23 protein-coding genes are annotated in these 23,798 nt (G+C 70.4%); 18 read left to right on the forward strand and 5 right to left on the reverse strand.

Features of this window, described 5'->3' with window-relative positions; genetic code table 11:
• Window positions 1-2 precede the first annotated feature (2 nt).
• Genes ABJI51_RS16775 through ABJI51_RS16785 form a run of 3 tightly spaced genes read left to right on the forward strand, consistent with a single transcriptional unit; the run spans window position 3 to window position 1,700 of the window.
• A complete protein-coding gene (locus ABJI51_RS16775; RefSeq protein ID WP_348951800.1) occupies window positions 3-755 on the forward strand; it encodes a helix-turn-helix domain-containing protein in 753 nt (250 codons plus the stop codon).
• Complete coding sequence (locus ABJI51_RS16780; protein WP_348951801.1) at window positions 748-987, forward strand: hypothetical protein; 240 nt, start codon at window positions 748-750, stop codon at window positions 985-987. The genes ABJI51_RS16775 and ABJI51_RS16780 overlap by 8 nt, the downstream gene beginning before the upstream one ends.
• Before the next feature lie 41 nt (window positions 988-1,028).
• The gene (locus ABJI51_RS16785) at window positions 1,029-1,700 is read left to right on the forward strand and encodes a 2'-5' RNA ligase family protein (RefSeq protein WP_348951803.1); all 672 of its coding nucleotides are present in this window, start codon (window positions 1,029-1,031) and stop codon (window positions 1,698-1,700) included.
• Window positions 1,701-3,159: 1,459 nt separating this feature from the next.
• On the opposite strand, the gene ABJI51_RS16790 is transcribed toward ABJI51_RS16785, so the two are convergent.
• Window positions 3,160-3,384, reverse strand: a complete 225-nt coding sequence (locus ABJI51_RS16790) for a hypothetical protein (RefSeq protein ID WP_348951805.1) — start codon at window positions 3,382-3,384, stop codon at window positions 3,160-3,162.
• Between the two features lie 785 nt (window positions 3,385-4,169).
• Here ABJI51_RS16790 and ABJI51_RS16795 point away from each other — a divergent pair.
• Window positions 4,170-5,438 (forward strand): cytochrome P450, encoded by a 1,269-nt coding sequence (locus tag ABJI51_RS16795; protein ID WP_348951807.1) that lies wholly within the window; start codon window positions 4,170-4,172, stop codon window positions 5,436-5,438.
• Here ABJI51_RS16795 and ABJI51_RS16800 read toward each other — a convergent pair.
• Together ABJI51_RS16800 and ABJI51_RS16805 are read right to left on the reverse strand one after the other, a co-directional pair.
• On the reverse strand, window positions 5,422-7,782 hold the full coding sequence (locus ABJI51_RS16800) for an ATP-binding protein (RefSeq protein WP_348951809.1): 2,361 nt from the start codon (window positions 7,780-7,782) through the stop codon (window positions 5,422-5,424). The two genes, ABJI51_RS16795 and ABJI51_RS16800, sit on opposite strands and share 17 nt — an antisense overlap.
• Before the next feature lie 182 nt (window positions 7,783-7,964).
• Window positions 7,965-8,513, reverse strand: coding sequence for an XRE family transcriptional regulator (locus ABJI51_RS16805; protein WP_348951811.1), 549 nt, complete (start codon window positions 8,511-8,513; stop codon window positions 7,965-7,967).
• A gap of 401 nt (window positions 8,514-8,914) precedes the next feature.
• On the opposite strand from ABJI51_RS16805, the gene ABJI51_RS16810 reads away from it, so the two are divergent.
• The 14 genes from ABJI51_RS16810 (at window position 8,915) to ABJI51_RS16870 (ending at window position 21,924) form a co-directional block, all read left to right on the forward strand.
• The gene (locus ABJI51_RS16810; protein WP_348951813.1) at window positions 8,915-9,745 is read left to right on the forward strand and encodes a hypothetical protein; all 831 of its coding nucleotides are present in this window, start codon (window positions 8,915-8,917) and stop codon (window positions 9,743-9,745) included.
• Window positions 9,746-10,011: 266 nt separating this feature from the next.
• A complete protein-coding gene (locus ABJI51_RS16815; protein WP_348951815.1) occupies window positions 10,012-10,311 on the forward strand; it encodes a hypothetical protein in 300 nt (99 codons plus the stop codon).
• A 345-nt stretch (window positions 10,312-10,656) separates the two neighbouring features.
• Window positions 10,657-12,609 (forward strand): S53 family peptidase, encoded by a 1,953-nt coding sequence (locus tag ABJI51_RS16820; RefSeq protein WP_348951817.1) that lies wholly within the window; start codon window positions 10,657-10,659, stop codon window positions 12,607-12,609.
• Window positions 12,610-12,685: 76 nt separating this feature from the next.
• Window positions 12,686-13,660, forward strand: coding sequence for a L,D-transpeptidase (locus tag ABJI51_RS16825; RefSeq protein WP_348951819.1), 975 nt, complete (start codon window positions 12,686-12,688; stop codon window positions 13,658-13,660).
• Between the two features lie 50 nt (window positions 13,661-13,710).
• Window positions 13,711-14,391 (forward strand): hypothetical protein, encoded by a 681-nt coding sequence (locus ABJI51_RS16830; RefSeq protein WP_348951821.1) that lies wholly within the window; start codon window positions 13,711-13,713, stop codon window positions 14,389-14,391.
• A 94-nt stretch (window positions 14,392-14,485) separates the two neighbouring features.
• The gene (locus tag ABJI51_RS16835; protein WP_348951823.1) at window positions 14,486-14,812 is read left to right on the forward strand and encodes a hypothetical protein; all 327 of its coding nucleotides are present in this window, start codon (window positions 14,486-14,488) and stop codon (window positions 14,810-14,812) included.
• A gap of 121 nt (window positions 14,813-14,933) precedes the next feature.
• The gene (locus tag ABJI51_RS16840; RefSeq protein ID WP_348951825.1) at window positions 14,934-15,794 is read left to right on the forward strand and encodes a GP88 family protein; all 861 of its coding nucleotides are present in this window, start codon (window positions 14,934-14,936) and stop codon (window positions 15,792-15,794) included.
• Window positions 15,795-16,301: 507 nt separating this feature from the next.
• Window positions 16,302-16,544, forward strand: coding sequence for a hypothetical protein (locus ABJI51_RS16845; protein ID WP_348951826.1), 243 nt, complete (start codon window positions 16,302-16,304; stop codon window positions 16,542-16,544).
• Between the two features lie 8 nt (window positions 16,545-16,552).
• Window positions 16,553-17,242 (forward strand): VUT family protein, encoded by a 690-nt coding sequence (locus tag ABJI51_RS16850; RefSeq protein WP_348951828.1) that lies wholly within the window; start codon window positions 16,553-16,555, stop codon window positions 17,240-17,242.
• Entirely contained in the window at window positions 17,202-17,834 is a 633-nt protein-coding gene (locus ABJI51_RS16855) for a hypothetical protein (RefSeq protein WP_348951830.1), read from the forward strand. The genes ABJI51_RS16850 and ABJI51_RS16855 overlap by 41 nt, the downstream gene beginning before the upstream one ends.
• On the forward strand, window positions 17,831-18,499 hold the full coding sequence (locus ABJI51_RS16860; RefSeq protein WP_348951832.1) for a hypothetical protein: 669 nt from the start codon (window positions 17,831-17,833) through the stop codon (window positions 18,497-18,499). The genes ABJI51_RS16855 and ABJI51_RS16860 overlap by 4 nt, the downstream gene beginning before the upstream one ends.
• Window positions 18,496-19,791: an MFS transporter gene (locus ABJI51_RS16865; protein ID WP_348951834.1), complete on the forward strand. Its 1,296-nt coding sequence runs from the start codon at window positions 18,496-18,498 to the stop codon at window positions 19,789-19,791. Before ABJI51_RS16860 ends, ABJI51_RS16865 begins: the two co-directional genes overlap by 4 nt.
• Window positions 19,776-19,892, forward strand: coding sequence for a hypothetical protein (locus ABJI51_RS43575; protein WP_431605622.1), 117 nt, complete (start codon window positions 19,776-19,778; stop codon window positions 19,890-19,892). Before ABJI51_RS16865 ends, ABJI51_RS43575 begins: the two co-directional genes overlap by 16 nt.
• Window positions 19,893-20,130: 238 nt before the next feature.
• Window positions 20,131-21,924: a hypothetical protein gene (locus ABJI51_RS16870; RefSeq protein WP_348951836.1), complete on the forward strand. Its 1,794-nt coding sequence runs from the start codon at window positions 20,131-20,133 to the stop codon at window positions 21,922-21,924.
• Between the two features lie 11 nt (window positions 21,925-21,935).
• Here the strand turns inward: ABJI51_RS16870 and ABJI51_RS16875 are convergent, their stop codons facing one another.
• Both ABJI51_RS16875 and ABJI51_RS16880 read right to left on the reverse strand, forming a co-directional pair.
• Window positions 21,936-23,030 carry a tyrosine-type recombinase/integrase gene (locus ABJI51_RS16875; protein ID WP_348951838.1) on the reverse strand — a complete coding sequence of 365 codons (1,095 nt, stop codon included), beginning with the start codon at window positions 23,028-23,030 and terminating at the stop codon, window positions 21,936-21,938.
• Between the two features lie 391 nt (window positions 23,031-23,421).
• Complete coding sequence (locus ABJI51_RS16880) at window positions 23,422-23,778, reverse strand: hypothetical protein (RefSeq protein ID WP_348951840.1); 357 nt, start codon at window positions 23,776-23,778, stop codon at window positions 23,422-23,424.
• Window positions 23,779-23,798: the final 20 nt, after the last annotated feature.

Here is a 23,798-nt window from a genome sequence, read left to right on the forward strand (position 1 = left end):
ACATGACCTCCGCCGGCGGCTGGGTGCGATCCCAGCGAAAACGGCTCGGCATGAGCGTGCTCGACGCCGCCGCCAAGGCAGGCATCGACCGAAGCATCATCGGACACCTCGAACTCGGCGACGTCCCGTTCACCCTCCCCTATGTCGCCCGAATCGCGGACGCCCTGGGCGTGCCGCGGGAAGAACTGGTGGTCCGAGCCGTCTACGACTTCGCGCCACCGGAGCGAGGAACCAGCCGCCCGCACCGGCCTGAACCTGCCGTGCCCGGCGAGGATGCGTTGCGTGCCGCCGAGCGCGCCGCGACCGACATGCAGATCAGCCCCGACCGCTACCGCATCGGCGACGTCACCGACGGCGCGTGGTGCCTCGTGCCCGACGGCGACGGCTGGGCGGTGTTCTGGACGCAGGACGGCAGGCGGACGGACGTCGCGACCTTCCCGGCCGCGGAAGAGGCCGTCGGCTACTTCGTCGGGCGCCTGTACCTCCACCGCGACGCGCTTCGCGAGGAGATGCCAGAGGCGCAGTCCCCGATAGCGGACCGGACGATCCAGTACCCCGGCCGCGTTCCTCGGCCGATACAGCCTGCATCACCGAGGGCGAGGAACGAGCTAGCCGCTCCGCAGCCGCCAGCCTTCCAGCATCGGGACTTCGCCCCGAAGGGGACTCAGGGACACCGGAAGCTCATCGAACAACGCGGGCCCGCGGACGTCGCCGGGCCGGACGCCTCGATCCGGAGGCGGCGCCTCGATGGTTGACAAGATCCGCCAGGCCGCGCTGGGCGGCCTCGCCTTGGCCGCGGCCGCCTGCAGCCGCTCGGTGCCGCGCGGACCGCGACCGTCTTGGTCAGCACCTTCGTCGCCGACCGTCGCCCTGGGCGGGGCCATCGCCGCGCTCGGCGAGGCGTTCCACGATCGGCGATACCTCCGCGGTGCGCTCCTCGTCGGCCTCGACCTGGCCGCCGCCCACATCCTGCGCGCCCGGCTTTGACAACCCGCTCCCACGCGTCACTTGGCCCTGAGGACACCACGATGGAACCGCGCTTCCAACCGGATCGGCTCTGGCCCACCGGCCACCGCCAGCTCCAGCTGATGATCATCCCCGACCTCGACGGGAACCCCGGCCTCGCCGAACTGGTCGCCGCCTGCCGCGCGGTGATGGCCGCCCACCCGGCTACCACCCAACCGGTACCCGACGAGAGCCTGCACCTCACGGTCCAGGCCGTGTTCCGGCCCGGGCACGGCGACGTCGACCAGCCGACCCGCGCCAGGCTCATCGAGGCGCTGGCGCCCGAGCTGGCCGCGGTGCCCGCGTTCGAGATGCTGATCGGCTCGCCACTGGCCTACCACCGCGGCGTCGTTGCCGACACACACCACGACGATGGCTTCAACCACCTCCTCGACCGCGCCCGACGAGTCATCGCCCGCATCTGCGGACCAGACGCGATCGCCTACGACTCCCGGCCAGCGCACATGGCCCTCTGCTACGCCGACGGCCGCGGCTCCAGCGACGAGCTGCAACGCCAGCTGCGCCATCACGTGCGGCCCAGCCACGCCAGCCTGACCGTCACCGCGGTCGATCTGGTCGAAACCGTGCAGGTTCCCCAGCGGTGCCGGTACGACTCGACAGTCCTGCGCCGCTTCTCCCTCAGCAGCCGGACCGAACCCAGCGCTACCAGCACCGTCTGTGAAGCCGTTATTTGACAATAATTAAGGAGGGTAAATGGGACCGAAAAAGGAAGACGAAATCGTCGGCGATCTGGGGGAGGACGAAGTCGAGAAGCGGAAATAACAGTAAATCGCCTGCCTGCACCGAGAGGAGAAGACATTTATACGCCAGACAAAACGGCCTACGCGACGCCAGCCATGATCGAGGCATACGTCGCCTGGCCTGTCCGTGCGCCAACATCGGTGAACTGTGGAAGATGAACCACGACAAAATACACCGACGGCTGAAAAACTCAGGCGTATCAATGAGGAGCGCTACGAGGCGGCTCCCGCCACCGGTCGAGACAGTCGCACGATTCCGAACCATCGCCAGGTTGGAGCTGGCGAGATGGCGTGACGCTGACGCGCGCCAAGTCTTCGCGACGCCCGGAATGATTGAGGCAATCAACGCGGGACTCTCTACTGGTTTAGTGTCAATTCTGTGGAACTTAAGCAGTCAAACGGCGCGTCGACGCCTAAGGAGATCTGGTGTATTAATGACACAGGGCCAGGAAACGGGAGGGAGCCCGGAACCGCCGTCGGCGGCAATTTTGGAGCACTTCCGAGCTGTGGCAGAGAAGGAGTTGCTGGAAGCGTCAGCCATCGGACCAGAACGGGCCGCCGATCCGATACGTTCGGCTGAATCGACAGCCTGACACGCAAAATCGCCACTCCCGCCGCTCCCGCCGCTCAACCCGGCGTGAGGACCCCTGGGGAGCGGCGGGGCCAACCCAGCCGGCGGAAAGACCCGGCAGCGTCCCGCCGCCCCTCCAGCCTGCATCACCGGGGCACCAACGTGCAGTACCGTCACCGCCAGCACAGGGACTCTGCACCGAGCGGCCCGCAGGAACGCCGGACGTTCATCGAACAACACGGCCGCGCGGACGTCGCCAGGCCGGACACCCGATACGGAGAAACCTCGATAGTTGAGAAGATCCGCCGTGCCGCCGCTCGGCTGCCTCGCCATCTTGGCGGCGGCCGCCTGCAGCGGTCACCCCGAGCAGGCCGCACCCGCCACCTCGGCGAGACCGGCTTCGACCCAGCCTCCGCTGGACGTTGCTTGCCACACCAGCCCGTGTTCGGGCGTGCCTGCTGCCCCTCACTGCACGGCTCGGCCTGCCTGGCTGATGGCCTACCCGGCCGGTGAATGGATCCTCGGCACCCGGCATCGACGGGAGCTTCACCTCCTGCCAGGTGACCGTCGATGTCGGCCCGAGCCAGGGCATCGGCATTCCGTACAACGGGGCCCCACAGGCGAAGCTGTATCGACCTCGTGCGCCAAGGCCGCCGGCTTGCTCAGGAATCATCACCGCACTGGCACGCTGAAGCCCCGGCCGGCCAGTGTCGCAGCCCGTCGCCGGGATCTTCAAGATCATGACGGGCCCCGCCCCGGGTGGTGGCCGCGGCAGAGGCACCTTTGGGAACGGGTGCCGAACAGCGCGGTCGCGCGCCTCGTTCACTCCGCATCCGGCGCCAGCACCTCGACACCCATGATCCCCCGGATCAGCTCCGGATCCAGATCGGGCATCAACCGCCGGAGCGTGTCGAAGTCCTCCTGGCTGATCACCTGCTTTTCCCGCCCGCGCCGCGCAGCCGGGGGCAGCGGCTCGATCAGCACCCCAGCGAAGGGCGTGAGCCTGTACTCGCCCCGGCTGCACTGGCCGGCGAGTTGCGTTGACATCGATCCCCATCCCCTTGATCGTCGGATGCACGCGCCATCAGCCGAACCCCCGCTCCCGCCCGGTCGCAGACGCCACCGCGGCACCCGGGCCGGGCCCGATGCCCGCACCAGGCACCCCGTTGGCGGCTCATGCCGCGGAAGCCGTGTCGTGGTTCCTGAATCCCGCCCGATTCCTGACTCGCGTCGCCATCAAATTCGTGATCTCTTCGACGTAGCCACCTTAGGCGCAAAACTGCAGCTGTCAACGCGCCGCGGCACAATCAGTGTCCACTTTTTGTCCGCCCCGGCGCGAATGGTCCAACGATCAGCACTCGGTAGTGACCCGGATCGCCTACGTACGTGCGCGCTCCGTGCCCAAGCAGCCTGTCGATGGGGCTGACCAGGTGCAAAGCAGTTTTGCATGCTCTACTCTGCAAGTTGCAGTCCCTGACCGAGCCGATTGGTCGACCGACAGAAAGCGGGGAGACTCTTCGCGATTAATCGGGAAGAGCAAAAGCCCGGTCGGTGCGCATTCGATAATCTTCTACGTAGCCATTCGGGAATGATCTACGTAGTCCGCAAAATGTTGTACGTAGTCATCGCTCTGCAATTTCAGTAGTAGCCACGAGGAAATCGGAGGAGTGATCGCCAATGCTGGATTGCGGCATCGCGCACCCGGCCTTGTGGCAGCGGCGCCACGGCGCAGCGCCTGGCCGCCGCCGAAACCGGGGGCGGCGGCCGCGACATCCCGGCTCACCCATCCCCTCCCGCCTCGGCGGGGGTCAGCTCGCAGTACAGGAGAGACCTTGACCCGCACACACGGCTTCTTCACCTCCGACTACTGGGAGGACCCGCTCGCGATCGGCGACCGGGAACGCGAACGGGCTGCCATCAGCCAGGGGACGCTCCCCGACGGCCTGCCCGTGTGGGTGATCAGCCGCTACGCCGAGGCTCGCCGTGCGCTCGACGATGTCCGCCTCAGCAAGGACAGCGCGACGCTGGTCGAGGCGATCGGCCGTCAGCTGAAGCAGGCCGGATACGGCGACCGGCGTCCCAGCGGCATGTTCGAGCTGCCGCACGCGCTGTTCAGCGACCCGCCCCGCCACACCCGGTTGCGCAGGCTCCTGCTGGCGGGTTTCACCAGCAGCCGGGTCGCGGCCCTGAAACCGCGTTTCGAGGAGATGACCGCCTCGCTGGTGGCCGGCCTCCCCCATGACGCACCGGTCGACCTGATCAGCCGCTTCGCCGTTCCGCTGCCGCTTGCGGTGATCTGCGAACTGCTCGGCGTACCCGTCGACGACCGCGACGCGCTTCGGCCGCTCGTCGATGCGATGAACGTCAACGACCCCGAGGAGGCGCCGAAGGCCTCCGACGAACTCGTCGAGTACTTCTCGCGCCTCATCGCGCACAAACGCCGCCGACCAGGTGATGACCTGGTCTCGGACCTGATCCACGTCGCCGACGACCAGAGCGACCAGCTCGCCGAAGACGAACTGCTCGGAACGCTGTTCCTGCTGCTCAACGCCGGGCACGACACCTCGGCAAACCTCATCGGCAACGCGCTGCGCGTACTGCTGCAGGACCGCCGGTCCCGCTGGCGGCTCGTACGCGAACACCCCGAGATCATCCCCAACGTCGTCGAGGAGACCCTGCGCTACGACTGCCCGGTCCGCATGGCCACCCACCGGGTCGTGGTGGAACCCGTCGAATACGGCGGGACCACCCTGCTGCCCGGCGAGATCGTGCTCATCTCCCTGCTGAGCGCCAACCGCGACCCGCGTCGGTACGAACACGCCGGCACCTTCGACCCGCGACGGGAAGACCTCAAGCACCTCGGCTTCGGCGTCGGGCTCCACCGCTGCCTCGGCGCCACCCTCGGCCGCATGGAAGCGGAGGTGGCGCTCGGCGTGCTCGCCCGCGCCTTCCCCCACGCCGAGCTGGCCGACCGGCCGCTGCGCCGTCGCTGCAGCCCCATCATGAACGGCTGGGAGGATCTCTTCGCGCATCTCGGCGGCCGGAGTGCCGGTGATGCAGGCGGTATCACCGCCGGGCGCGGGGTCAGCTCGGCTTGTTAGCCTCGAACCACTCGCGGATCTTGACGACCCGTCCCCGGCGTCCTTCGCCCCGCACGTGAAGCTTGCCCGCGACCGCATCGACGTGCGTTTCGGCCGTTCGCAGCGAAATGCCCAGCTCGTCGGCGATCTCCCGGTTGGTCAGCCCCTTGGCCAGCAGCTGCGCCACCTGGTATTCGCGTCGGGTCAGCCCGCCTGGGTGCTGTGCCTTGGCGGCGACCGCGGGAGCCGTCATCGGTTTGCTGGCCAGCTCGACCACCTGATCCCGGCTCAGGCCGGACCCGAGTTCCCACTGGGTCGGCCACGCCTCCAGCTCCCGGCTCCCCGCGGTCTCCGCTTGCACCTGCAGTTCCCAGAACGGCAGCAGGCCCGGGGCGCTAATCTCGCTGTCGTCCTGCAGCTTGGCGACGCCGGCGAGCAGCCGGGCAGCTCGCTCGAACTGGCGCAGCCGCAGCGCGATCAGCGCGATCAGGAAGATCGACCAATGAAGGCCCCACTTCTCGCCCATGTCATCCTGGGCGGCCAGGGCCTGCTGCGCCAGCTTCAAGGCCTCGCCGAGGTTGCGGTCGGACAGGAAAAGGGTAAGCGCGCAGGCCCAGCGGGCCCAGGAGATCGACCAGGCCGCCCCGGCCGCTTCGGCGTCAGCCAGCAGCGGCCCGCTCTCCCGTCTGGCCCTCTCCCGGTCGCCGAGCGTCGCGGCAGCGAGTACACCGAACAGCCTTGCCATCCACGCGTCGAGAGGGGCGTCGTTGGTGCTGAACCACGCGGCGGCCTGCTCGAAAAGCAGCAGCGACGTGCGGGCTTCGGCCAGATCTCGTTCCGCGAGCCATAGCCGCGTGGCGCGGGCGTAGAGCAGCGGTCCGAAGTCGTCGAAGCACCCCAGCTGCCGCGCCGCCGCTTCGGCCTTCACCAGCAGCTGCGCGGCACGTTTCTGGTCCCCCTGGCACAGGGCGACGGTTGCCGCGAAACTGAGCGCGCTGACGAGGGTGTGGCTGGGCGTGTCCGGATTCGAGCGCAGCGCGGTTTGCATCATCTCGTCCGCCTCGGTCAGCCGACCGGCGAAGTAGAACAGCCGGGTGCGGGCGAGGTTGTTGAACAGGGCCAGGCCGCGCAGCGCGGTTTCGTCACGGCGCAGGAGGGTCTTCTGCGCCAGGCGGGCGTTCGGCAGCGCCCTTTCCAGGCGCTGGAGCACGCCCGGTTCATCCGGGCCGAAGCATTCCTTGGTTGCCCGGATGGTCAGCGCTTCGTAGTGGTCGGCGTGGCGTTCGCGTAGCTCGTCGGCTTCCTGCTCGGTCAGCTGCTCGTAGCCGAGGCTGCGGATGGTTTCCAACAGCCGGAACCGGCGTCCGTCGAGGTACTGTTCCACCACCACCATCGAGCGATCGCGTAGTTTGCTCAGCAGCTCGGCCACTTTGTCCTGGTTGCCGAGGTCGGTGCTGAGCGCGGCGGCGTCGTCCAGTTCGAAGCTGCCCGCGAACAGCGTCAGCCGCTTCAGCAGCTCCTTCTCGGGCTTGCCGAGCAGGCCGTATGACCACGCGAAGGTATCCGCCAGCGTCCGGTGCCGCGGCTTGGCGGAGGTGCCGCCGGTGAGGATGTTCGGAAGGTCCGGGCGGAGAAGACTGGACAGCGGAACGGTGGCGGGCCGCCGGGCGATCAGTTCGATCGCCAGCGGCAGCCGGTCGACCTGGTTGACGACCTTGCGCGCGGCGGGAAAGTCCTCCGGCGGGATGATGATTTCGACGTCTTCCGCACGGTCGATCAGCAGCTGCAGCGCTTCGTCCTCCGACAGCGGTGGCACATCGAGCCAGCGTTCCCCTTCCACGCCCAGCTCGGCCTGGCTGGTGGTGACGATCTGGAGATCCTGCGCGCCTTCCAACAGGTTGCGCACCAGCTGCGGGAGCGCGCCGTCGTCGTCGTCCAGCAGATGCTCGCAGTTGTCCAGCATCAGCAGCAGCCGTTTGGTACGCAGGTGCGCGATCAAGCGGCGCTGCCCATGCCGCGGCGAGTTCGCCGGAATGTCCAGCGCCTCGGCGATGGCCGTCTCCAGTTCGGAACTGCCCGGCCGGACCTCGTCCAGCTCGACCAGCACGACGCCGTCGCGGTACTCACCGGCGTCGTGCAGCTCGCGGGCAAGGCGGCGCAACAGGCGCGTCTTGCCGACACCGGCGGGCCCCTTGAGCGTCACCAGCCGTCGTGAAGCCAGAAGGTCGCGCACCTGTCGTAGTTCCTGCCCCCGGCCGACGAACGTGGACAGCTCTGCTCGCAGCAGCGGAGGCCTCTCGGCGTCGTCCGGCCCTCTCGGCGGCCCGCCACCGGCCCGCTCCCTGTTTTCGTCACTGCTGAGCATCCCCTGCGCTCCCCCGGTCCCGTATTTACCGCGGCGACGCCACCCCACGGCCCCTGATCAACACTCTAACTCGCCGCGTCGAGGCGTCAGCGCAGGTCAACCACGTTGTTGAGTACGGTGCCGCGCACCGCGACCTCGCCGTCATCACGTCGCTCCGGCTCGGCGGCCTGATGCAGGCTGGATCAGCCCGCGGTGCTCGGCTCGATCCGCTCCTGCCGGACGGTCTGCAGCACCCTGACCGCCAGCCGCGCATCGGCAGCCTCCAGCGACAGCAACAACTCCAGCGCCTCGCGAAGTTCCGGGCGCTCCCCGAGCGCACGGACGATCGAAGCCACCAGCGCTACATCGGCCGGGTCGGTGGTGCGCAGCAGCTGCAGCGCGAGGTCACGGGTTCGCGGATCACGCAGTGCGACGGCGACCTCGATCTGCTCGGCGATCTCGGTACTTTTGTCGTCGTCGAAGAAGAACGACGCCGGCACGCGGAAGTGGGTTGCCAGTCCCTGCAGGACCCGCCGGGTCGGGTTCACCTTGTCCCCTGATCGCAGCGCCGAAATGTGCGCGCGATCCGTTGGCCTGCCGCTTTGGGCCGAGATGGTCTTCGCCACGTCGACGTTCGAATACGGAGAACCGTCCTCCCGGCGGATGCGGTCGAACAGGTAGTTGATCCGGTCCGCGAGGGTCGGCAACGCCTGCCCCTCCTTGAGCTTGGCTGCTGAGTCGCTGTCCACCACCGCATCCTCCCTGCTCGGACCCCAAGTCGAGCACCGGCCGGGCCGGTGCACCCCACCCGGCAATGCTGAGTTTGGTTGACAAGCCGCGAAACTCGTCTATCGTCGGCTGTGATGTTAACCAGAGTCAGCATTCGTTGGGAAGGGCTCTCGGCGATCATCGCGGGCGCGCGCGCCGGTGTCGAACCCGGCCGCGCCCACAAGCTCACCAACCTGCCGGCGCCGACTCCGTGGGAGGGAGCCGACGACGGCTCAGCCGGGCCGCGCCGCCCTGCGGCCCACCGGCGGCCACCGGCCGGGTAGCCAACCCCAAGATGGCAGCACCCCGGCCGGTGGCCCGCCCTACAGCGGGCGTTGCACCTTGCATCGCCCGCGCACGGACATCACCCTGGGGGGAGAACGTCGTGTCACCGCACAGCTGGATCCACCGGCGCGACCGGCTCGAGATCCGCATCGGCCGCCGGAGCGAACCGGTTCCCGAACCGATCGAGGCCCTGTTGCTCCACGGCCCTGACTCCTTGACCGCCGACGTCGGCGCCGACCTGCTGCGCCTGGATGCCACGCTCGCCGCGCTCGCCCGACGGCTGCGCGCCGACGCCGAATCCGCCACCCGTGCGATCGCCCGCTCCCGCGCCGGCCGCGGTGCGACCGCCGCCCCCGGCGCCCGCACCCTCGCCGAGGTGATGGCCGGGCACACCCGCATCATCGAGCAACTCGACGACGTGATGGTGACGATCGACATCCTCCGGGAATTCGTCATCGACCTTGCCGCCGACGGACTTCTCCGTGACACCGCCGCCGGATGGCAGCGCGACCCCGAACCTCCGGCCCACGTCGAGGTCATCCTCGACGAATACCTGGCGGCCGACCTCGACCGCCGCCGGGCCCGGCCGGAAGGCTGGGGCGGTACCGCGCTCTCCGGCATCGAGGAGTGGGGTGCGCACTGGCGCCGCGAGCCCGACGACGAACTCAGCGACCTGCCCCCCACATACATGACCGGCACCTGGACCCTCGGCTACCTCCCCGGCACCGCCGAGGTCTACGCCGTCCGGCGAGCCGACGGCCCACACGAGTTCTGGCTGCTCGGGAGAGGCTTCACCCTCGACCAGCTGAGCACGATCCTCGCGCCGATCCTGCCCCGGATGCGCTGCCCGAACTCCCTGATCCTCGCCGCCGACACCATCCATGCCGCCCGCCGGCCTCACCGGCTGCGCCCACATGCCGAGGCCCGCTGATGCAGCCCGCATCACCCGGCCCCCACCGGAACCAGACCCGAGCACGCGGTCACCGCGGCGCTCACCCCCTCGTCGCTGCACCGTCCCGAGCAGACGGTGCAGCGACGAGCCTTCCCAAAGGGGACAACATGATCCGCTCCACCAGACCGTCCCCTCGGCTATCGCCGCGAGCCAGCCGAGCCCTTGCCAGCCTCGCCGTCACCGCGGCGCTCGCCGGGTGCTCGAACTCCCCTCCCGACCCGCCGCGGCCGCCGACATCCACGACGATGCCGCCTGCATCACCGGTTCCGCTGCCACCGCCCGGCGACGACGGGCCTGCCCTGACCATCGAAGGCCAGGTCACCTGGACCACTCCGCATCCCGGATGCGTCCACCTCAGCATCGGCAGCCAGACCTTCAGCCTCGTCGGTCCCGCCGCCAGGCAGCGCCTCGACGCCGTCCGCGCCGGTACCGCGCCGCCCAGGGAGCACGTCCGGATCGCCGGATACGTCGCCCGCGTCGGCGCCACCGTATGCGGTCCCCAGCGAAACCTCGTCGCACAACGCATCGAACCCGCCGCGCGGTAGTCAAAAACAAATACAAAACATCATTGGCCTTGATCTGACCATCTGGATCAGGGCACTTTCTCGCGCCCGAAAAAGGCGACGGAAAGGCTTGAAAATAACTCGCCTGAAATGGTTGACAGTTCTCGTTTTCGTGATGCACAGTGATGACGTCCGGCGGGCATCACCGCTGGTCAGGTCGGCAACGTGCTGACCGACACCGAGGGGGACTCGCAGCAGCGACACAGGTTCGCGCCGACGAATACACGGCATTCAGGCGCGAACGTCCTGTGGTTTCACGCTGAATGCGAGAGCGCTGTGAAAGCGGCTCGGTGCGTCGGAAACAGACAACGAAGACGGGGACCATTCATGGCATTACGACCTTCCCGCGCGGCCGGGCTGATCGCCGGGTGCGCGGTACTCTCGGGGATCGCGTCCGCCCCGGCCGCGAACGCCCAGGACAGCACCGCCCCCGGCCGCGCCGCGGTCGACGGCTCCGCCCCCAGCTGGGCCACGCCCTCCGCCCGCGTCGGCCACGCCGACCCCCGCCAGCAGCGCCACATCCAGGTCGCGCTCGCCCTGCGCGACCCCGCCGGAGCCGAAGCCCTGGCCAAAGCGGTCTCCACCCCCGGCTCGCCGCAGTACGGCCGCCACCTGACCAACGCCGACTTCGTCGCCCGGTTCGCCCCGAGCGAGCAGACCGTCGACCAGGTCACCGCGTGGCTGCGCAGCCAGGGCCTGCGCGTCACCGGCGTCGCCGGGAACCGCCACTTCGTCGAGGCCGACGGCGAGGTCGGCCAGCTGCAGGCCGCGTTCCGCACCACGCTGGGCAAGTTCAGGCACACCACCCGCGACGGCCGCACCCACGTGCTCACCGCCCCGGAGTCCGCCGTGTCCGTCCCGGCCGCCATGCGCGGCACCGTCACCGCGGTGCTCGGCCTGGACGATGCCGCCAAGACCATCAGCCCAGCCCTCGCTGGGGCGCGCCGCCCGGACGGCACCCGGCCCAGCGTCACCCCGGCCGCCGGCGACCCCACCAGCTGCGCCCGATCCTGGGGCGAGGCCAACAACGCGGCCGTCCCGCAGAAGTACGCCGCCGGTCAGCAGAGCAACTTCCTGTGCGGCTACACCAGCCCGCAGCTGCGCGCGATCTACGGCCTCACCAGCGCCCACACCGGCGCCGGGCAGAACGTCGGCATCGTCGGCGCCTACAACCTCCCCACGATCGTGAGCGACACCAACCGCGCCGCCGCCCAGTTCGGCGCCCCGGCCCTGACCACCGGCCAGTACAACGCGGTCCTCCCGGCCAGCTTCTCCGACCAGGACCGCTGCGGGCCCGACTCCTGGGCCAGCGAGCAGGCCCTCGACGTCCAGGCCATCCACGAGGTCGCCCCGGCCGCGCGGATCACCTACTACGCCGGAAAGTCCTGCTTCGACCTGTTCACCACCCTCAACCGGGCCGTCGCCGACAACCAGGTCAGCGTGATCAACAACAGCTGGCTCTACCCCGGCGAGAGCACCGTCTCCCAGGCCGAACGCGACCAGATGGGCGCCATCGCCGTCCAGGCCGCCATCCAGGGCCAGGCCATCCTCTTCGCCAGCGGGGACTCCGGCGACAACTCCGCCGCGGCCGCCGCCGGGCGCGCCGAAGCCAGCTACCCCGCCAGCCACCCGTGGGTGACCGCCGTCGGCGGCACCTCGGTCGCGCTCGACGCGAACAACCGCGTGAAGTTCCAGACCGGCTGGGAAAACAGCGGCAACACCCAGACCGGCAGCACCTGGACCCCGCAGTCCGACGCCGACGGCCGATTCGCCGGAGGCGCCGGTGGCGGCGTCAGCAAGCTCTACGACCAGCCCGACTACCAGCAGGGTGTCGTCCCGTCCTCGATCGCCGGAGGCCACCGCGCCGTCCCCGACATCTCCGCCCTCGCCGACTCCTACACCGGTCTCGCGATCGGCCTCACCACCGCACAGGGCTACGTCACCTACTCCAGCGGCGGAACCTCGCTGGCCGCCCCCATCCTCGTCGGCCTGGTCGCCGACGCCCAGCAGGCCCACGGCGGCGCCCGGCTCGGCTTCCTCAACGGCGCCCTCTACGCCATGGCCGGGAAGCCACAGGTCGCCGACGTCAAGCCGGTCAAATCGGGGATCTGGTCGCCGTTCATGGCCAGCTTCGGCTACGTCACCGTCCCGCAGGCGCCCGGCTCGTACCTGCTGGACCTCGACAGCAAGCCGCAGACGCTGCAGTCCGGCCCCGGCTGGGACCGGGTGACCGGCGTCGGCACCCCGGCCACCGGCTTCGTCGCCGCCCTCGGCCAGTGACCGCGGCGGGGTGGCTGCCGGCCCGGGGGCAGCAGCCACCCCGCCCACCAGCGAACCAGGAAGGAACACGCGCGCCGTGCCCGAAGACGCCGAGCACCAGGACCACGCGGCCGTCGACGATGCCGACCACCAGGATGAATCCGCCGCCGTCGACACCGTCCCGGCGACACCGGCCCGCGGCCGCCACCGCCGCCCGCCCGCCGAATCACCCCGCGGCCGCGGCACCCGATGGGCGCTCGCCGCACTGGTCGCCCTCGCCCTGCTCGCCGCCGCCACCTGGGCCGGATGCGGCACCAACTCCGACGCGGTGATGCAGCGTGGATCGCTCATCCGGGTCGACGTCGACGACGCACCGATCGTGCCGCCGCAGCCGGTCACCGCCCAGCAGCTCGCCGAGCTGCCCCGCGCGGATACCTTCAGCACCGTAACCGCCGCGCCCCGCGACCCCGAGCCCGGCGCGATCCCCGGCGGCCGGCTGGTCCACCCGGCCGCGGTGGTGCCGATCTACGCCTCCCCCGGCGGCCCGGCCATCGCCGCGCTGCCGCCCACCGAGCTGGTCAGCGACACCTGGCTGCCCGTCATCGCCGACCGCCCCGGCTGGGCAGAGGTCCTGTTGCCGGTCCGGCCCAACGGCAGCGCCGGGTGGATCTACCTCGACCCCGCCGTCACCACGACCGCGCACAGCCCGTTCCGGATCGAGGTCGACCGCGGCGCCTTCACCCTCACCCTGCTGCGCGACGGCCACCAGTTCGGGCGCTGGACGGTCGGTGTCGGCAAGCCCGGCTCGCCGACACCGGCCACCCGGACGTTCATCCTCGCCTCCATCCGCGACACCCACCCGACCTTCTCGCCGGTCGTGCTGGCGACCGGCGCCCACAGCGACACCTACACCACCTACGGCGGCGGCCCCGGCACGGTCGGCGTGCACGGCTGGCCCACCGCGGATGTCTTCGGCCGCCCCAGCTCCGACGGCTGCATCCGGATCCCACCGGACGCACTGCAGGTGATCAGCACGCAGGTCCCCATCGGGTCCCCGGTGCTGATCCGGTGATCACCACCCATCCAGGCCCGACCGGGCCACTCCATACAAGGGGGGACCACGTGGTCCGCAACCGCACCCGCTCCACCAGAACCGTCCTCGTCGCCAGCACCACCGCGCTCGTGCTCGCCACCGCAGCGCCCGCCGACGCGGCCGCCACCACCTCGACCGCCTACGGCATCTCCGCCAGCGGCGTCGACAAGGTCGCCCCGACGCCGGTCGTGTCCAGCAACGGCGCAGTCAAGACCGCGTCCGGCTCGGCTGCCGGGTCCGCTGGCACGTTCCAGGCGAGCGGGATCACCGTGCGCGCCGGAGCCGGATTCGCCGAGGCCACCGTCGCCTCGCTGGTTGTCGGAGGCAAGTCCATCGGCCGCGCCTCCGCGACCTGCAAGGACGGCAAGGTCAGCTACAACAGCCCCCCTGCGGTGAACACCGGCAAGCTCCGGGTCCGCCCGGGTGGCGGCGGCGCCGCCGCGGTGGTGGAGATCCTCGGTGCAGACGGCCACGCCGTGGAGACGATCACCGTCGCCGTCGTCAAATGCGGCACCGGCGCCCCGCCACCCACCCAGCAGCCGCCGACCGGCCAGCCGACTCAGCAGCCGCCGACCGGCCAGCCCACCCACCAGCCCGGCGGCAAGCCCAGCAAACAGCCGCCGACGGGCACGCACCGGCCCGGCTCGACGCCGGACAAGCCAGCGCCGCCGCCCGTCCCCCGCGACGGCCACCACCCGGTGACCGGCTGAGCGACCCACAGGCCGCTCGACACCCCCACGGCCCGGTGGCCCGCTCCCTCTTCCCCGGGAGCGGGCCACCGGACCCCCAACCCAAGGAGAACCCGTGAACAGCACCAACATCGCCCGCGCCCTCGTCATCGGCGGCCTCGCCGCCGGCGCCGCGCTCGGCACCGTCGGCATCGCCGCGGCCGCCGACGCACCGGGCTCGTACTCCCACGGCATCACCGCCTCCCCGGACGGCCAGATCGGCACCGCCGCCATCAGCCCGGACACCCGCGAAGGCGCCGTGCAGCCGAACGGCACGCGCATCTCGAGCGTCGTCCCCGCCAACCGCGAACTCGGCGTGCAGCCGGACGGCACGCGCATCTCGAGCGTCGTCCCCGCCAACCGCGAACTCGGCGTGCAGCCGGACGGCACGCGCATCTACTGATCATCTGCCTCCGTGCCGCCGGTGATCCAGCCTGCATCACCGGCACCGCAATCCGGAGGCACCGAGGTGTGGGCGGGGCGGCGCCCCACACCCGGAAACCCCGACCGCAGAAAGGGTTCCCGTGCCCGCGCCGCCGCCCACACCACGGCCGACGAAACTGCTCAGCCGCGGCAACCGCCGCCTCGCCGACGCCGGCGTCTACACCTGGACACTCCCCGCACTGTCCGCCCGGATCTACAGCGTCACCGTCCGCACCTGCCCGTCGGCGGGCATCTGCGCCCAGGTCTGCTACGCGCTGGCCGGAACCTACCGCTTCGCCAACGTCCGGCGGCGCCACCTCGCCAACCTCGCCTACGTCCTCGAGGACCTACCCGGATGGGAGCACGCGATGACCACCGAACTCGCCACGCCCCGCTTCGCCGGTGCCTGGGTCCGGGTCCACGACGCCGGTGACTTCTTCACCGACGCCTACACCCGCGCGTGGCTGCGCATCATGCGCAGCAGGCCGAACACGAACTTCTACTGCTACACAAAGGAAATCCGGCGGTTCCGGCGCCTGGTCGAACCAGACCCGCCACCGAACTTCCTGTTCGTCTACAGCTTCGGCGGCCGCGACGACCGGCTGCTCGACGACCAGCGCGACCGCGTCGCCGACGTCTTCCCCACCCGCGCCGCCATCGAAGCCGCGGGCTGGCACTCCCAGGAAGAATCCGACCTGCTCGCCGTCCTGGGCCCGGCACCAGTCGCCATCCCCGCCAACAACATCAAGCCCTTCCTCGACCGCCTCGACGGCCGAACCTTCCGGCAGTGGCAGGCCGCAACCGACGCCCGCCGCGACCGGCGGCGCTGCACCGACCGCGTCGACCGCGCCCTGCGACGGCGACGGCCCGGCGGCCCCGCCGGGCTGACGCACGCGCCATCGCATTCGGCCACCGCCGAAGCCCCCGCCGCCGAGACCGCCAGCCTCCGGGAGGCGACGTGAAGCCGCCGCGCAGCAACGCCCACGCCACCCACCAGACCCGCGGCAAGCCAGCCGATACAGGCGGCATCACCCCGCGACCCCAGCCCGCCGTCCGGCGCCACCCGCTACGACCGGGCCGCCCACGGCGACCCCGGCCCCACACCACGGGGCAAGCCGACGACCAGGAAGGAGGCCGCAACCACCCGCGGCAGCCGGGCTCCGCCACCACGGTGAGCGCGACTGCCCCGTAACCCCCCCCCCCCCAACGGGAACGCCGCCGCACCCCGCGGCCGCACGTCGCCCCTCCGTCACCACGGAGCCCGGCCGCCCCGGGCCACCCGAGACCGACCGCCACCAGGAGCACCATGGAACCCCGCCAGCGGCCCGCTGCCAAGGCGGACGCGCCGCCCGCCGGAGGACCGCGGCACCCCTCACCCCGGACGAATCGCCGACCAGCGTGCCCGCGGCCGCGCCGCGCCGCCGCGACGCCACCCGCCGCCGGGTGGCGTGAACCACGACAGGATGTCGATGACCGGCCAAGACGACCCCCGATCCCCGCGGACCTACCTCGACGACCCCGAACTACCCCTGGTGATCGAGCCAGGGCACGAGGACACCGACGCCGACGAAGTGCTGACGGATCTGTTGGCACGCCAACCGAACCCCGAGGAAGCCGTGCTGCTGATCCGGGGTGCGGTGATGCTGCACGCAGCGGGAGCCGGGACCGCCGCAGCATGCCTGAACACGTCGATGACGTGGCTCTACGGCTGAACTCGCCTGTGTCGCGCCCCGAAGACGCCGCCACGGGAGGCTTCAACGCGGACGTCCAGCCGACCGCCGAGTCCTTGGCCCGCTTCGGCGCGGCGCGGACGAACCCGGCCGCCGCGGTGATGCAGGCTGCATCACCGGCAGACCCATCGCCGCGCCCGCTCCGCCGCGCCACGAAACTGACGCTCCTGCTCGTCTACGTCGCCAGCATCGTCATCGGCAACCTCACCACCACCTACCTCGGGTTCGCGCCCGCCGGGTTCGGGCTCATGGTCACCGCGGGCACCTACTTCGGCGGCCTCGCCTTGAGCGTCCGTGACCGTCTCCACGACGCAGCCGGTATCCGGTGGGTCCTGGGCGGCGTTGTCGCGGGCATCGTCGTCTCCGCGATCGGAGGAGACCTCCGCATCGCGCTCGCCTCCGCGGCCGCATTCGCGGTGGGAGAATCAGCTGACCTCGCCGTCTACACCCCGCTGCGACAGCGCCGCGGGTTCCGGCGAGCGCTCGTCGCGTCCAACGCAGCCGGCGCGCTCGTCGACACCTGCCTGTTCCTGGTCATCGCCGGATTCCCGCTCACCGCCGACGTCGTCGCCGGGCAGCTGCTGGTGAAAGCGGTGTGGGTCACCGGGCTCTGCCTGCTCGTCCGAGAAATCGCTCGCCGTGCTGTATCTGGCCAACGCCAGCTCACCGAGGGTGCGTGACGCCATGCGCGCTGGTGATCTCGGTCAGATGTGCACCCCCGCCGAAGGACGTTCACCGCTTCGCGGCGTCGAGTGGGCCGCCGACACCGGCTGCTTCTCCGCCAAGGGGTACCCCGGCGACGAGAAATGGCTTGCGTGGCTGGAAAAGCTGGCCCCCTGGCAGGAGCACTGCCTGTTTGCCGCGGCACCCGACCGGTTCGACCCCGCTCTCGGCGACGACATGGCCGCGGCGTCGCTCGAACGATCCCGCCCGTGGCTGCCGGTGATCCGCGACCTCGGCTACCCCGCCGCCCTGGTGGCGCAGGATGGTCTCACTGTCGACGAGGTGCCGTGGCAGGAGATCGATGCTCTGTTCATCGGCGGCACCACCGGGTGGAAGCTGTCCCGCGCCGCGCAACGGCTCGAAGTCCGTGCGAAGGAGCGGGGCAAGCACCTCCATGTCGGCCGGGTCAACAGCGCTCGGCGCTGGCAGCTCACCGAACTGTTCGGCTGCGACACCGCCGACGGCACGTTCCTCGCCTACGGGCCCGACCAGAACCTGCAACGCCAGGCGCGCTGGCCTGTACCCAACCTGTTCGGAGACCAGGCATGACCGAACCCATCCTCCTCGAAATCGACCGCCCCAGCGCGGCCGCCGCCGACAGCAACGGACACATCCTTTCCGGACACACGAACGGCGCATCCGGCCAGCAGACCACGGAGTTCGGCGCGGACCTCGACCGGCTCGCCCGCATCGTCCGCACGGCGCCGCGCTTCCTCGACGCCGTCCGCTGGTGGGCAGGATTCCCGCTCCGCGGGAACCAGCCCGCACCAGCCGTGCCCCACCGGCTGAGCGAATCGTCCGCGATCTTGCTCGATCTCCCTCCCGGCACCACCGTGCTCCGGCGAGAGATCCGGCTGCTCGGCGCGCTCGCCGGGCCGACCATCACCGTCGCCACCATCACCGAGTACGTGCACGAGGCACTGCTCGGCGCCGACCTCGGCGCCCGTCGCGCCCTCCGCGACGGCGGCCAGCCCGTCGACGACGTCCTCGACGGGCTGCACCGCGCCGCCTACATGCTCAGCCGCCCGCCCAGCGACCAGCGCCAGGCCGACGACGCCCCCGCGCTCGTCTCCCACGCCGTCCTCAGCGGCGCCGGCCGCCCCGTCGCGCTCACCACCGAGACCGTGCACCGGCAGCTGATCGCCCACCGCGCTCCGGACACGATCCCCCACTACGCCGCCCGCGTCCCCCGGCCAACCCGGATCACGCCATGAACCGCCACCTCGCACCGGCCACCTACGCCCTCGCCGCCGCCACCATCGCGTGCGGCGCGGCCAACTACACCCTGGCCGGGCTGCTGCCCGCACTGGAGGACAACCTCCACCTCCCGGTCGGCGTCATCGGACAGCTCGGCACCGCATTCGGCCTCGCCTCCGGCCTCGGCGGCCTCGCGATCGGCGTGCTCACCGCCCGCTGGCCGCGCCGCCGCGTCCTGAGCATCGGCCTCGCCCTGGCCATCCTCGGCAACATCGCCGCCGCGCTCGCGCCCGGCTACCCGCTGCTCGTCCTCGCCCGGATCGCCGCCGGACTCGGCAGCGCTACCGCCGTCACCGCCGCGCTCGGCCAGGCCGCCGAACTCAACGCCCCCGCGCAGCGGGCCCGCGCGATGGCGGTCACGATCGGCGGCCTCACCCTCGCCCTCGCCTTCGCCCCGTTGGCCGCCGCCGCGCTCGCCGCCGACCTCGGACCGCAACCGGTGTTCGCCGGACTCGCCGTCCTCGCGCTGCTCGCCCTCGGCATCACCTTCGCGGTGCTTCCCGGCGACGTCGCGGGCACCCGTGATGCAGGCGGCGTCGGCGCCCGCATCCGCGCGCTCGCACAGCCGGGCGTCGGCGCCACTCTGGCCGCGAAGTTCCTTGCTGCCACAGCAGCTTTCGCGGTCCAGACCTATTTGACAGTTCTGACTATTCCTGTTAAGGCGATTATCCCGCTTGCCGCCTACGGGGCCGGAGCCGTACTCGGAAGCCAGCTCGGCGGCCAGCTCGCCGACCGCGCCACCCCACGCCTCGCCGCCGTCGCCTCGATCACCGCACAGGCCATCACCTTCGCAGTCTGGCCGTTCGCAGGCCCCAGCGCCACGACGTTCGCCGTGCTGGCATTCTGTGCCGGAACCGCGTTCTGGGCAACGCAACCGGCCCTCGCCCGCCAGGTTGCCGACCTCGCCCGCACGCAGGTCGCTCCGGCGCTCGCACTCGACTCCGCAGCCGTCTACTTAGGAATGGCCGCAGGCGGCGCGCTCGGCGCGATCGGACCCGCAGCGACACGGGCAGAAACGCTGCCGATCGCGTGCGCACTGGTTTCCGCCGTTGCACTGGCCGCGGGAGTTTTCTCCGGAAAAAACTCCCGCGAGATCAGCGTGTCGGGGCGTCGCAATGACACGATCTCCGATAGAACTACGGCATGGGTAGACCACGCCTTGGGCGCACCGACTCCGTCGAAGCGCCCGTCACGCCGCAGACGAAGCAGCAGTTCAAAACTGCCTGTGACGACATCGGACGGTCGATGACGGACGTGGTCAACGACCTCATCGCGGGCTGGCTGGCTGACCAGCGGAAAAGGCCGCAGCAGCAGCCGCTGCCCCTCCGGAACCTGAAGAAAGCGAGCTAAATCGGCACCTACGACGTGCCGCCAACTGAATACGTAGAAGGGGTGTCCGGAACCCGGATAGCCCGAGGGCCCGCCACACGGGCGGGCCCTCGGAAGTCTGGGGAGACCCACGCCTGCCAGCAACGATCTCCCGGCACCCCACCGACTACCCGTCTCAGGAGGTCCAGCGGTGGAACGCTGCCCTCAGGGTAGCGCACACCCTGGCTCAGGCAACACGTCTGACGCAAAACACGCCCGCGTGTCGCAAAACCCGCGGGCAACGCCCGGCGCGAGTGCGCCCACCGCCGAGCACCTACAGGCCCTTGACCAGGCCCTATTCGACGCGCCCTACATCGTCATCGACCAGGACAACAACAAGGTGGCCACCGCCACCACCGCCGACGACGCGCGCGCTGCACTGCACCAACACGATCTCGCCGTGTCGATCGTCGGCACCGCCCGCCCCGGCATCGAAGTCGTCGATATCGACCCGGCCGACACCGGCGCGCCCGCCGAAGCCGGTGAAGCCGCGTCCGAGGACCTGCGCGACTGGCTGACCGGCTACGGCCTGCCCTACCTCCGGCGAGCCTCCGGCCGCCCCGGCGGCCACCACGTCATCGCACGCATGCCAGCCGACCTGCTCGACGCGTTCGCCGACTACGTCGGCGACGTCGCCAAGCATCACGGTGTCGCCGTCCAGCTCCGCGTGCCCCGGACCCTCCGCCTGCTCACCGCCCCGCACCGGCACGGCCACCCGGCCCCCGTCCTCGACGGCACCCTCACCCCCGACGACGTCCCCGCGGCCGCCTCCGGCCGCACCAAGACGCCAAAACGGACCGCCCACCGCCCGACCCCGCGCAGCAGCGAACCCGGCCAGCACTCCGCATCCGAGCGCGAATACGGCCGCACCTGCGCCGCGATCCGCCGTGGCCTCAACTTCACCCAGACGTGGGCCATCCTCGGCGACTGCAAGGTCATCGAACGCGGACAAGACGACTTCCGCCGGTACATGTGGTTCCGGGCCGTCACCGAGATCGCCGCTGAACGCGGCCTCGACGAAGCCGCCGCCTGGGAACTGGCCCGCGAGGCCAGCGCCGCCCGCGCCCGCACCCTCGGCCGTGACGGCTGGCGGGAACGATACTGGCTGCCCGCCGTCGAACGCGCCGCCGACGCGACGCACCCCCGTACCCGTCGGCTCACCGCCGACCCACAGGAACCGCAACGAGACCCCGCCGAGCAGGCCGCCGCCCTCGAACGCACCCGCATCGCCATGCACGAGGCAGCCGCCGACCTCATCGCGAAATTCCGGCCACAGCGGCAAAAAAGCATCCGAGCCGTGATCGACGCCCTCGCCGTCGCCCTGGTCAGCCGGGACGGCAGCATCGACGTCCGCACGCTGGCCGAGCAGGCCTGTGTGTCCAAAGGGGTCACAATCCAGGTGAAGGCGGATCTCACCGAACACGGCATCATCGCCGTCGCCGAGAAGTACGGAGGCGGAGCCGACGACTGCCACCGCTACATCCTCGGCCCCCGCGCTGAACAGGCACTTCCGCAAAACGAGACCACTAGGTGGTACACCCCCACCCCCCGCTCCTACGGCCATGCCAACCCCCAACGGATGCGCCTGCACCACGTCCGCGAACGGACCCGCTGGCAACTCCGCTGCACCCTAGAAGAAGCCACCCGCCAGACTGGAGAACGCTGGTCCACCAGCCAGCACCCGGCGGCGAAAACCGCCCGGAGCCTCTGGGCTCAACGTACCCGCTGGGAGGCCCTGCCCGACGACGTCCAGGAGCAGAAACGTAAGCAGCGCAGGGCATTCCTCGGACGACTAGCCCCCGACGAGCGGAAGCGATGGTTCGACTGGTTGGGCCGTCGAGACACCCTCGCCCAGGCCGCCGCGCGGGCGCGAACCGGCCAGGACATCCCGGAGGACGTCCTGGCGCTGACGGCCGCGCCCCTGACTGTCCACTTGGGAATGCGCGACCGAACATGGCTCCACGGGCCCGCACCAGTACCCCGAGATCCGACGCTGTTCGACCGGGCCGCATGATGCGGCCCGGATCACGCAGCGGAGCCGGTGGCGTTCGCCGCAAACTGCGAGGCGAGAACCTCGCCGACGCCGAGCGGAACCTGCTCCCCCGAAGCGTGCAGGTACCGCTGCGTCGTCCGGACCGACGCGTGGCCCAAAAGCAGCCGGATCTCCTCGATGTTGGCCCCGGACTGCAGCGCCAGCTGGGCCGTCGTGTGCCGAGTGACGTGCGGCGTCATCCGCTCGACCACCTCCGCCGGGAGCCCCGCAAGCGCAGCCACACGGCGGAGCAGCCGGAACACCTCGTGCGGCGTGATCGACTTGCCAGTCCTGGTCATCAGCAACGGAATCCGAGTGCGCCCGCCGGCCTGCCCGCGCCGGACGATGACCTTCAGGTCCGGGCGGCTGTCCAGGTACGCCGACAGCCGGTCCCCCGCGATGTCGTCCAGCTCCAACGACCGGTACTTGCCACCCTTGCCCCGGACACGCAGCTTCCGGACGCCCTGGCGGTTGCCGAGGTCCGGGACGGCCAGCCCACAGAGTTCTCCGATCCGAACCCCGGTGATCAGCAACAACGCCACCGTCGCAGCGTGGCGCAGCCGCATCGGGCCCTGCAAACGGTCGGCCGCCTCGATCATCGCCACCGCCTGCGCCGAGGTCAACGAGATCGTCGGCGAGTCCTCCGGCGGCCTAATGCCTTGTGCTGCAGCGGATACGCGGTCCGCCGGGGACTTCTCGACCAAGCCCTTGTCCGCGAGGAACTGGTACCAGGACCGCAATGCGCACAGTGCGCGCGCCTGCGTGGCCGTCGCGTAGCCCGCATCATTGAGCGCGGCCAGCCAGCGGATCACCTCGATTTCGGGTACTGCCAAGGGATCCAGACCGCGCGAGCGAAGCCAGGCCCACCAGTTCAGCCCACCGAGCAGCGGCGAACGGGCCGGTCCCTTCTCCGGGTGGTCGACCGGAATCCGGTAACCGAGGTCCCTGGCGTACCCGCGGGCGGTGGGTCTCGACTTCGCGATCAACCGCTCTAGCCACTCCTCGGTCGCCGCCGCCAGCTGATCGCCGAGACCTTCCCACCCGGGTCGCACGTCGGCGAGCACCAACGAGCCCGTCGCCTCCACCATCCGAACCGACCGCCCTCGGTCCCGGGCGAAGCACGCGGCGACGCCCACTGATCAGTGAGCAACATCTACCACCTGCCACCGACAATCCGGCGCATCCCCCGCCTCTCGGAGCGGCTGCTGTTGGCCGGTCGGTGATGTTCCGTCAATGGATGTTATCGGTACATCATGGCGTGACGAGGCTGCCGAGCGAACGTCCCATCACACCGGCTCGTTTTGTCACGGTGACGAAAATATGGGATGGGGTCTCACGGGCAATTCGGCCTCTGGCTGATCCAGCCTGCATCACCCCCAGCCGGCCGCCACCCCCCGCCCGAACTCCCGGGGGCATTCGGCATGCGACACCACGCCAAGATCTTCGCAAAGCGGCCCATGCCGGGATCGCTGCGGGCGGCTAGTGCTCCGCTTCAGCGATGATCGTCTGGACCTCGCCGGCGTCAAGGCCGCTGATCCGGATGACCAGGTCCAAGGACTCTCCCGCCTCGACCGCGATCCGGACCAACCGGTTGCGCATCCAGGTCCACATCACGTGCTCATCCTGCGCCCACTGCTTGGCTTCGGCAGGGGTCATGCTGCCGAGGCGGTCGTCCTCATCCATCGAATCGGCACGCTCGATCTGCTCCGCCGCGGATTCGACGTGGAAACGCGCAAGGTCGAGACGACGAAGGTTGTCGTTCGCTTTGAGTTGAGCCACCACATCGGCGATGCGGTGATCCAAACTGCGGTCGGCCAACCTGCTTGCAGTGCCCATCGAGGGAGGCTACCACCGCG

This window comes from Amycolatopsis melonis, from assembly GCF_040064235.1.
GTDB lineage: Bacteria > Actinomycetota > Actinomycetes > Mycobacteriales > Pseudonocardiaceae > Amycolatopsis > Amycolatopsis melonis.

Bases quoted from the DNA above. Each gene is read 5' to 3' on its own strand.
- ABJI51_RS16775 (WP_348951800.1), top strand. From the start codon at position 3: ATGACCTCCGCCGGCGGCTGGGTGCGATCCCAGCGAAAACGGCTCGGC.
- ABJI51_RS16780 (WP_348951801.1), top strand. From the start codon at position 748: ATGGTTGACAAGATCCGCCAGGCCGCGCTGGGCGGCCTCGCCTTGGCC.
- ABJI51_RS16785 (WP_348951803.1), top strand. From the start codon at position 1,029: ATGGAACCGCGCTTCCAACCGGATCGGCTCTGGCCCACCGGCCACCGC.
- ABJI51_RS16790 (WP_348951805.1), bottom strand. From the start codon at position 3,384: ATGTCAACGCAACTCGCCGGCCAGTGCAGCCGGGGCGAGTACAGGCTC.
- ABJI51_RS16800 (WP_348951809.1), bottom strand. From the start codon at position 7,782: ATGCTCAGCAGTGACGAAAACAGGGAGCGGGCCGGTGGCGGGCCGCCG.
- ABJI51_RS16815 (WP_348951815.1), top strand. From the start codon at position 10,012: ATGCCGCCTGCATCACCGGTTCCGCTGCCACCGCCCGGCGACGACGGG.
- ABJI51_RS16820 (WP_348951817.1), top strand. From the start codon at position 10,657: ATGGCATTACGACCTTCCCGCGCGGCCGGGCTGATCGCCGGGTGCGCG.
- ABJI51_RS16845 (WP_348951826.1), top strand. From the start codon at position 16,302: ATGACCGGCCAAGACGACCCCCGATCCCCGCGGACCTACCTCGACGAC.
- ABJI51_RS16860 (WP_348951832.1), top strand. From the start codon at position 17,831: ATGACCGAACCCATCCTCCTCGAAATCGACCGCCCCAGCGCGGCCGCC.
- ABJI51_RS16865 (WP_348951834.1), top strand. From the start codon at position 18,496: ATGAACCGCCACCTCGCACCGGCCACCTACGCCCTCGCCGCCGCCACC.
- ABJI51_RS16875 (WP_348951838.1), bottom strand. From the start codon at position 23,030: ATGGTGGAGGCGACGGGCTCGTTGGTGCTCGCCGACGTGCGACCCGGG.
- ABJI51_RS16880 (WP_348951840.1), bottom strand. From the start codon at position 23,778: ATGGGCACTGCAAGCAGGTTGGCCGACCGCAGTTTGGATCACCGCATC.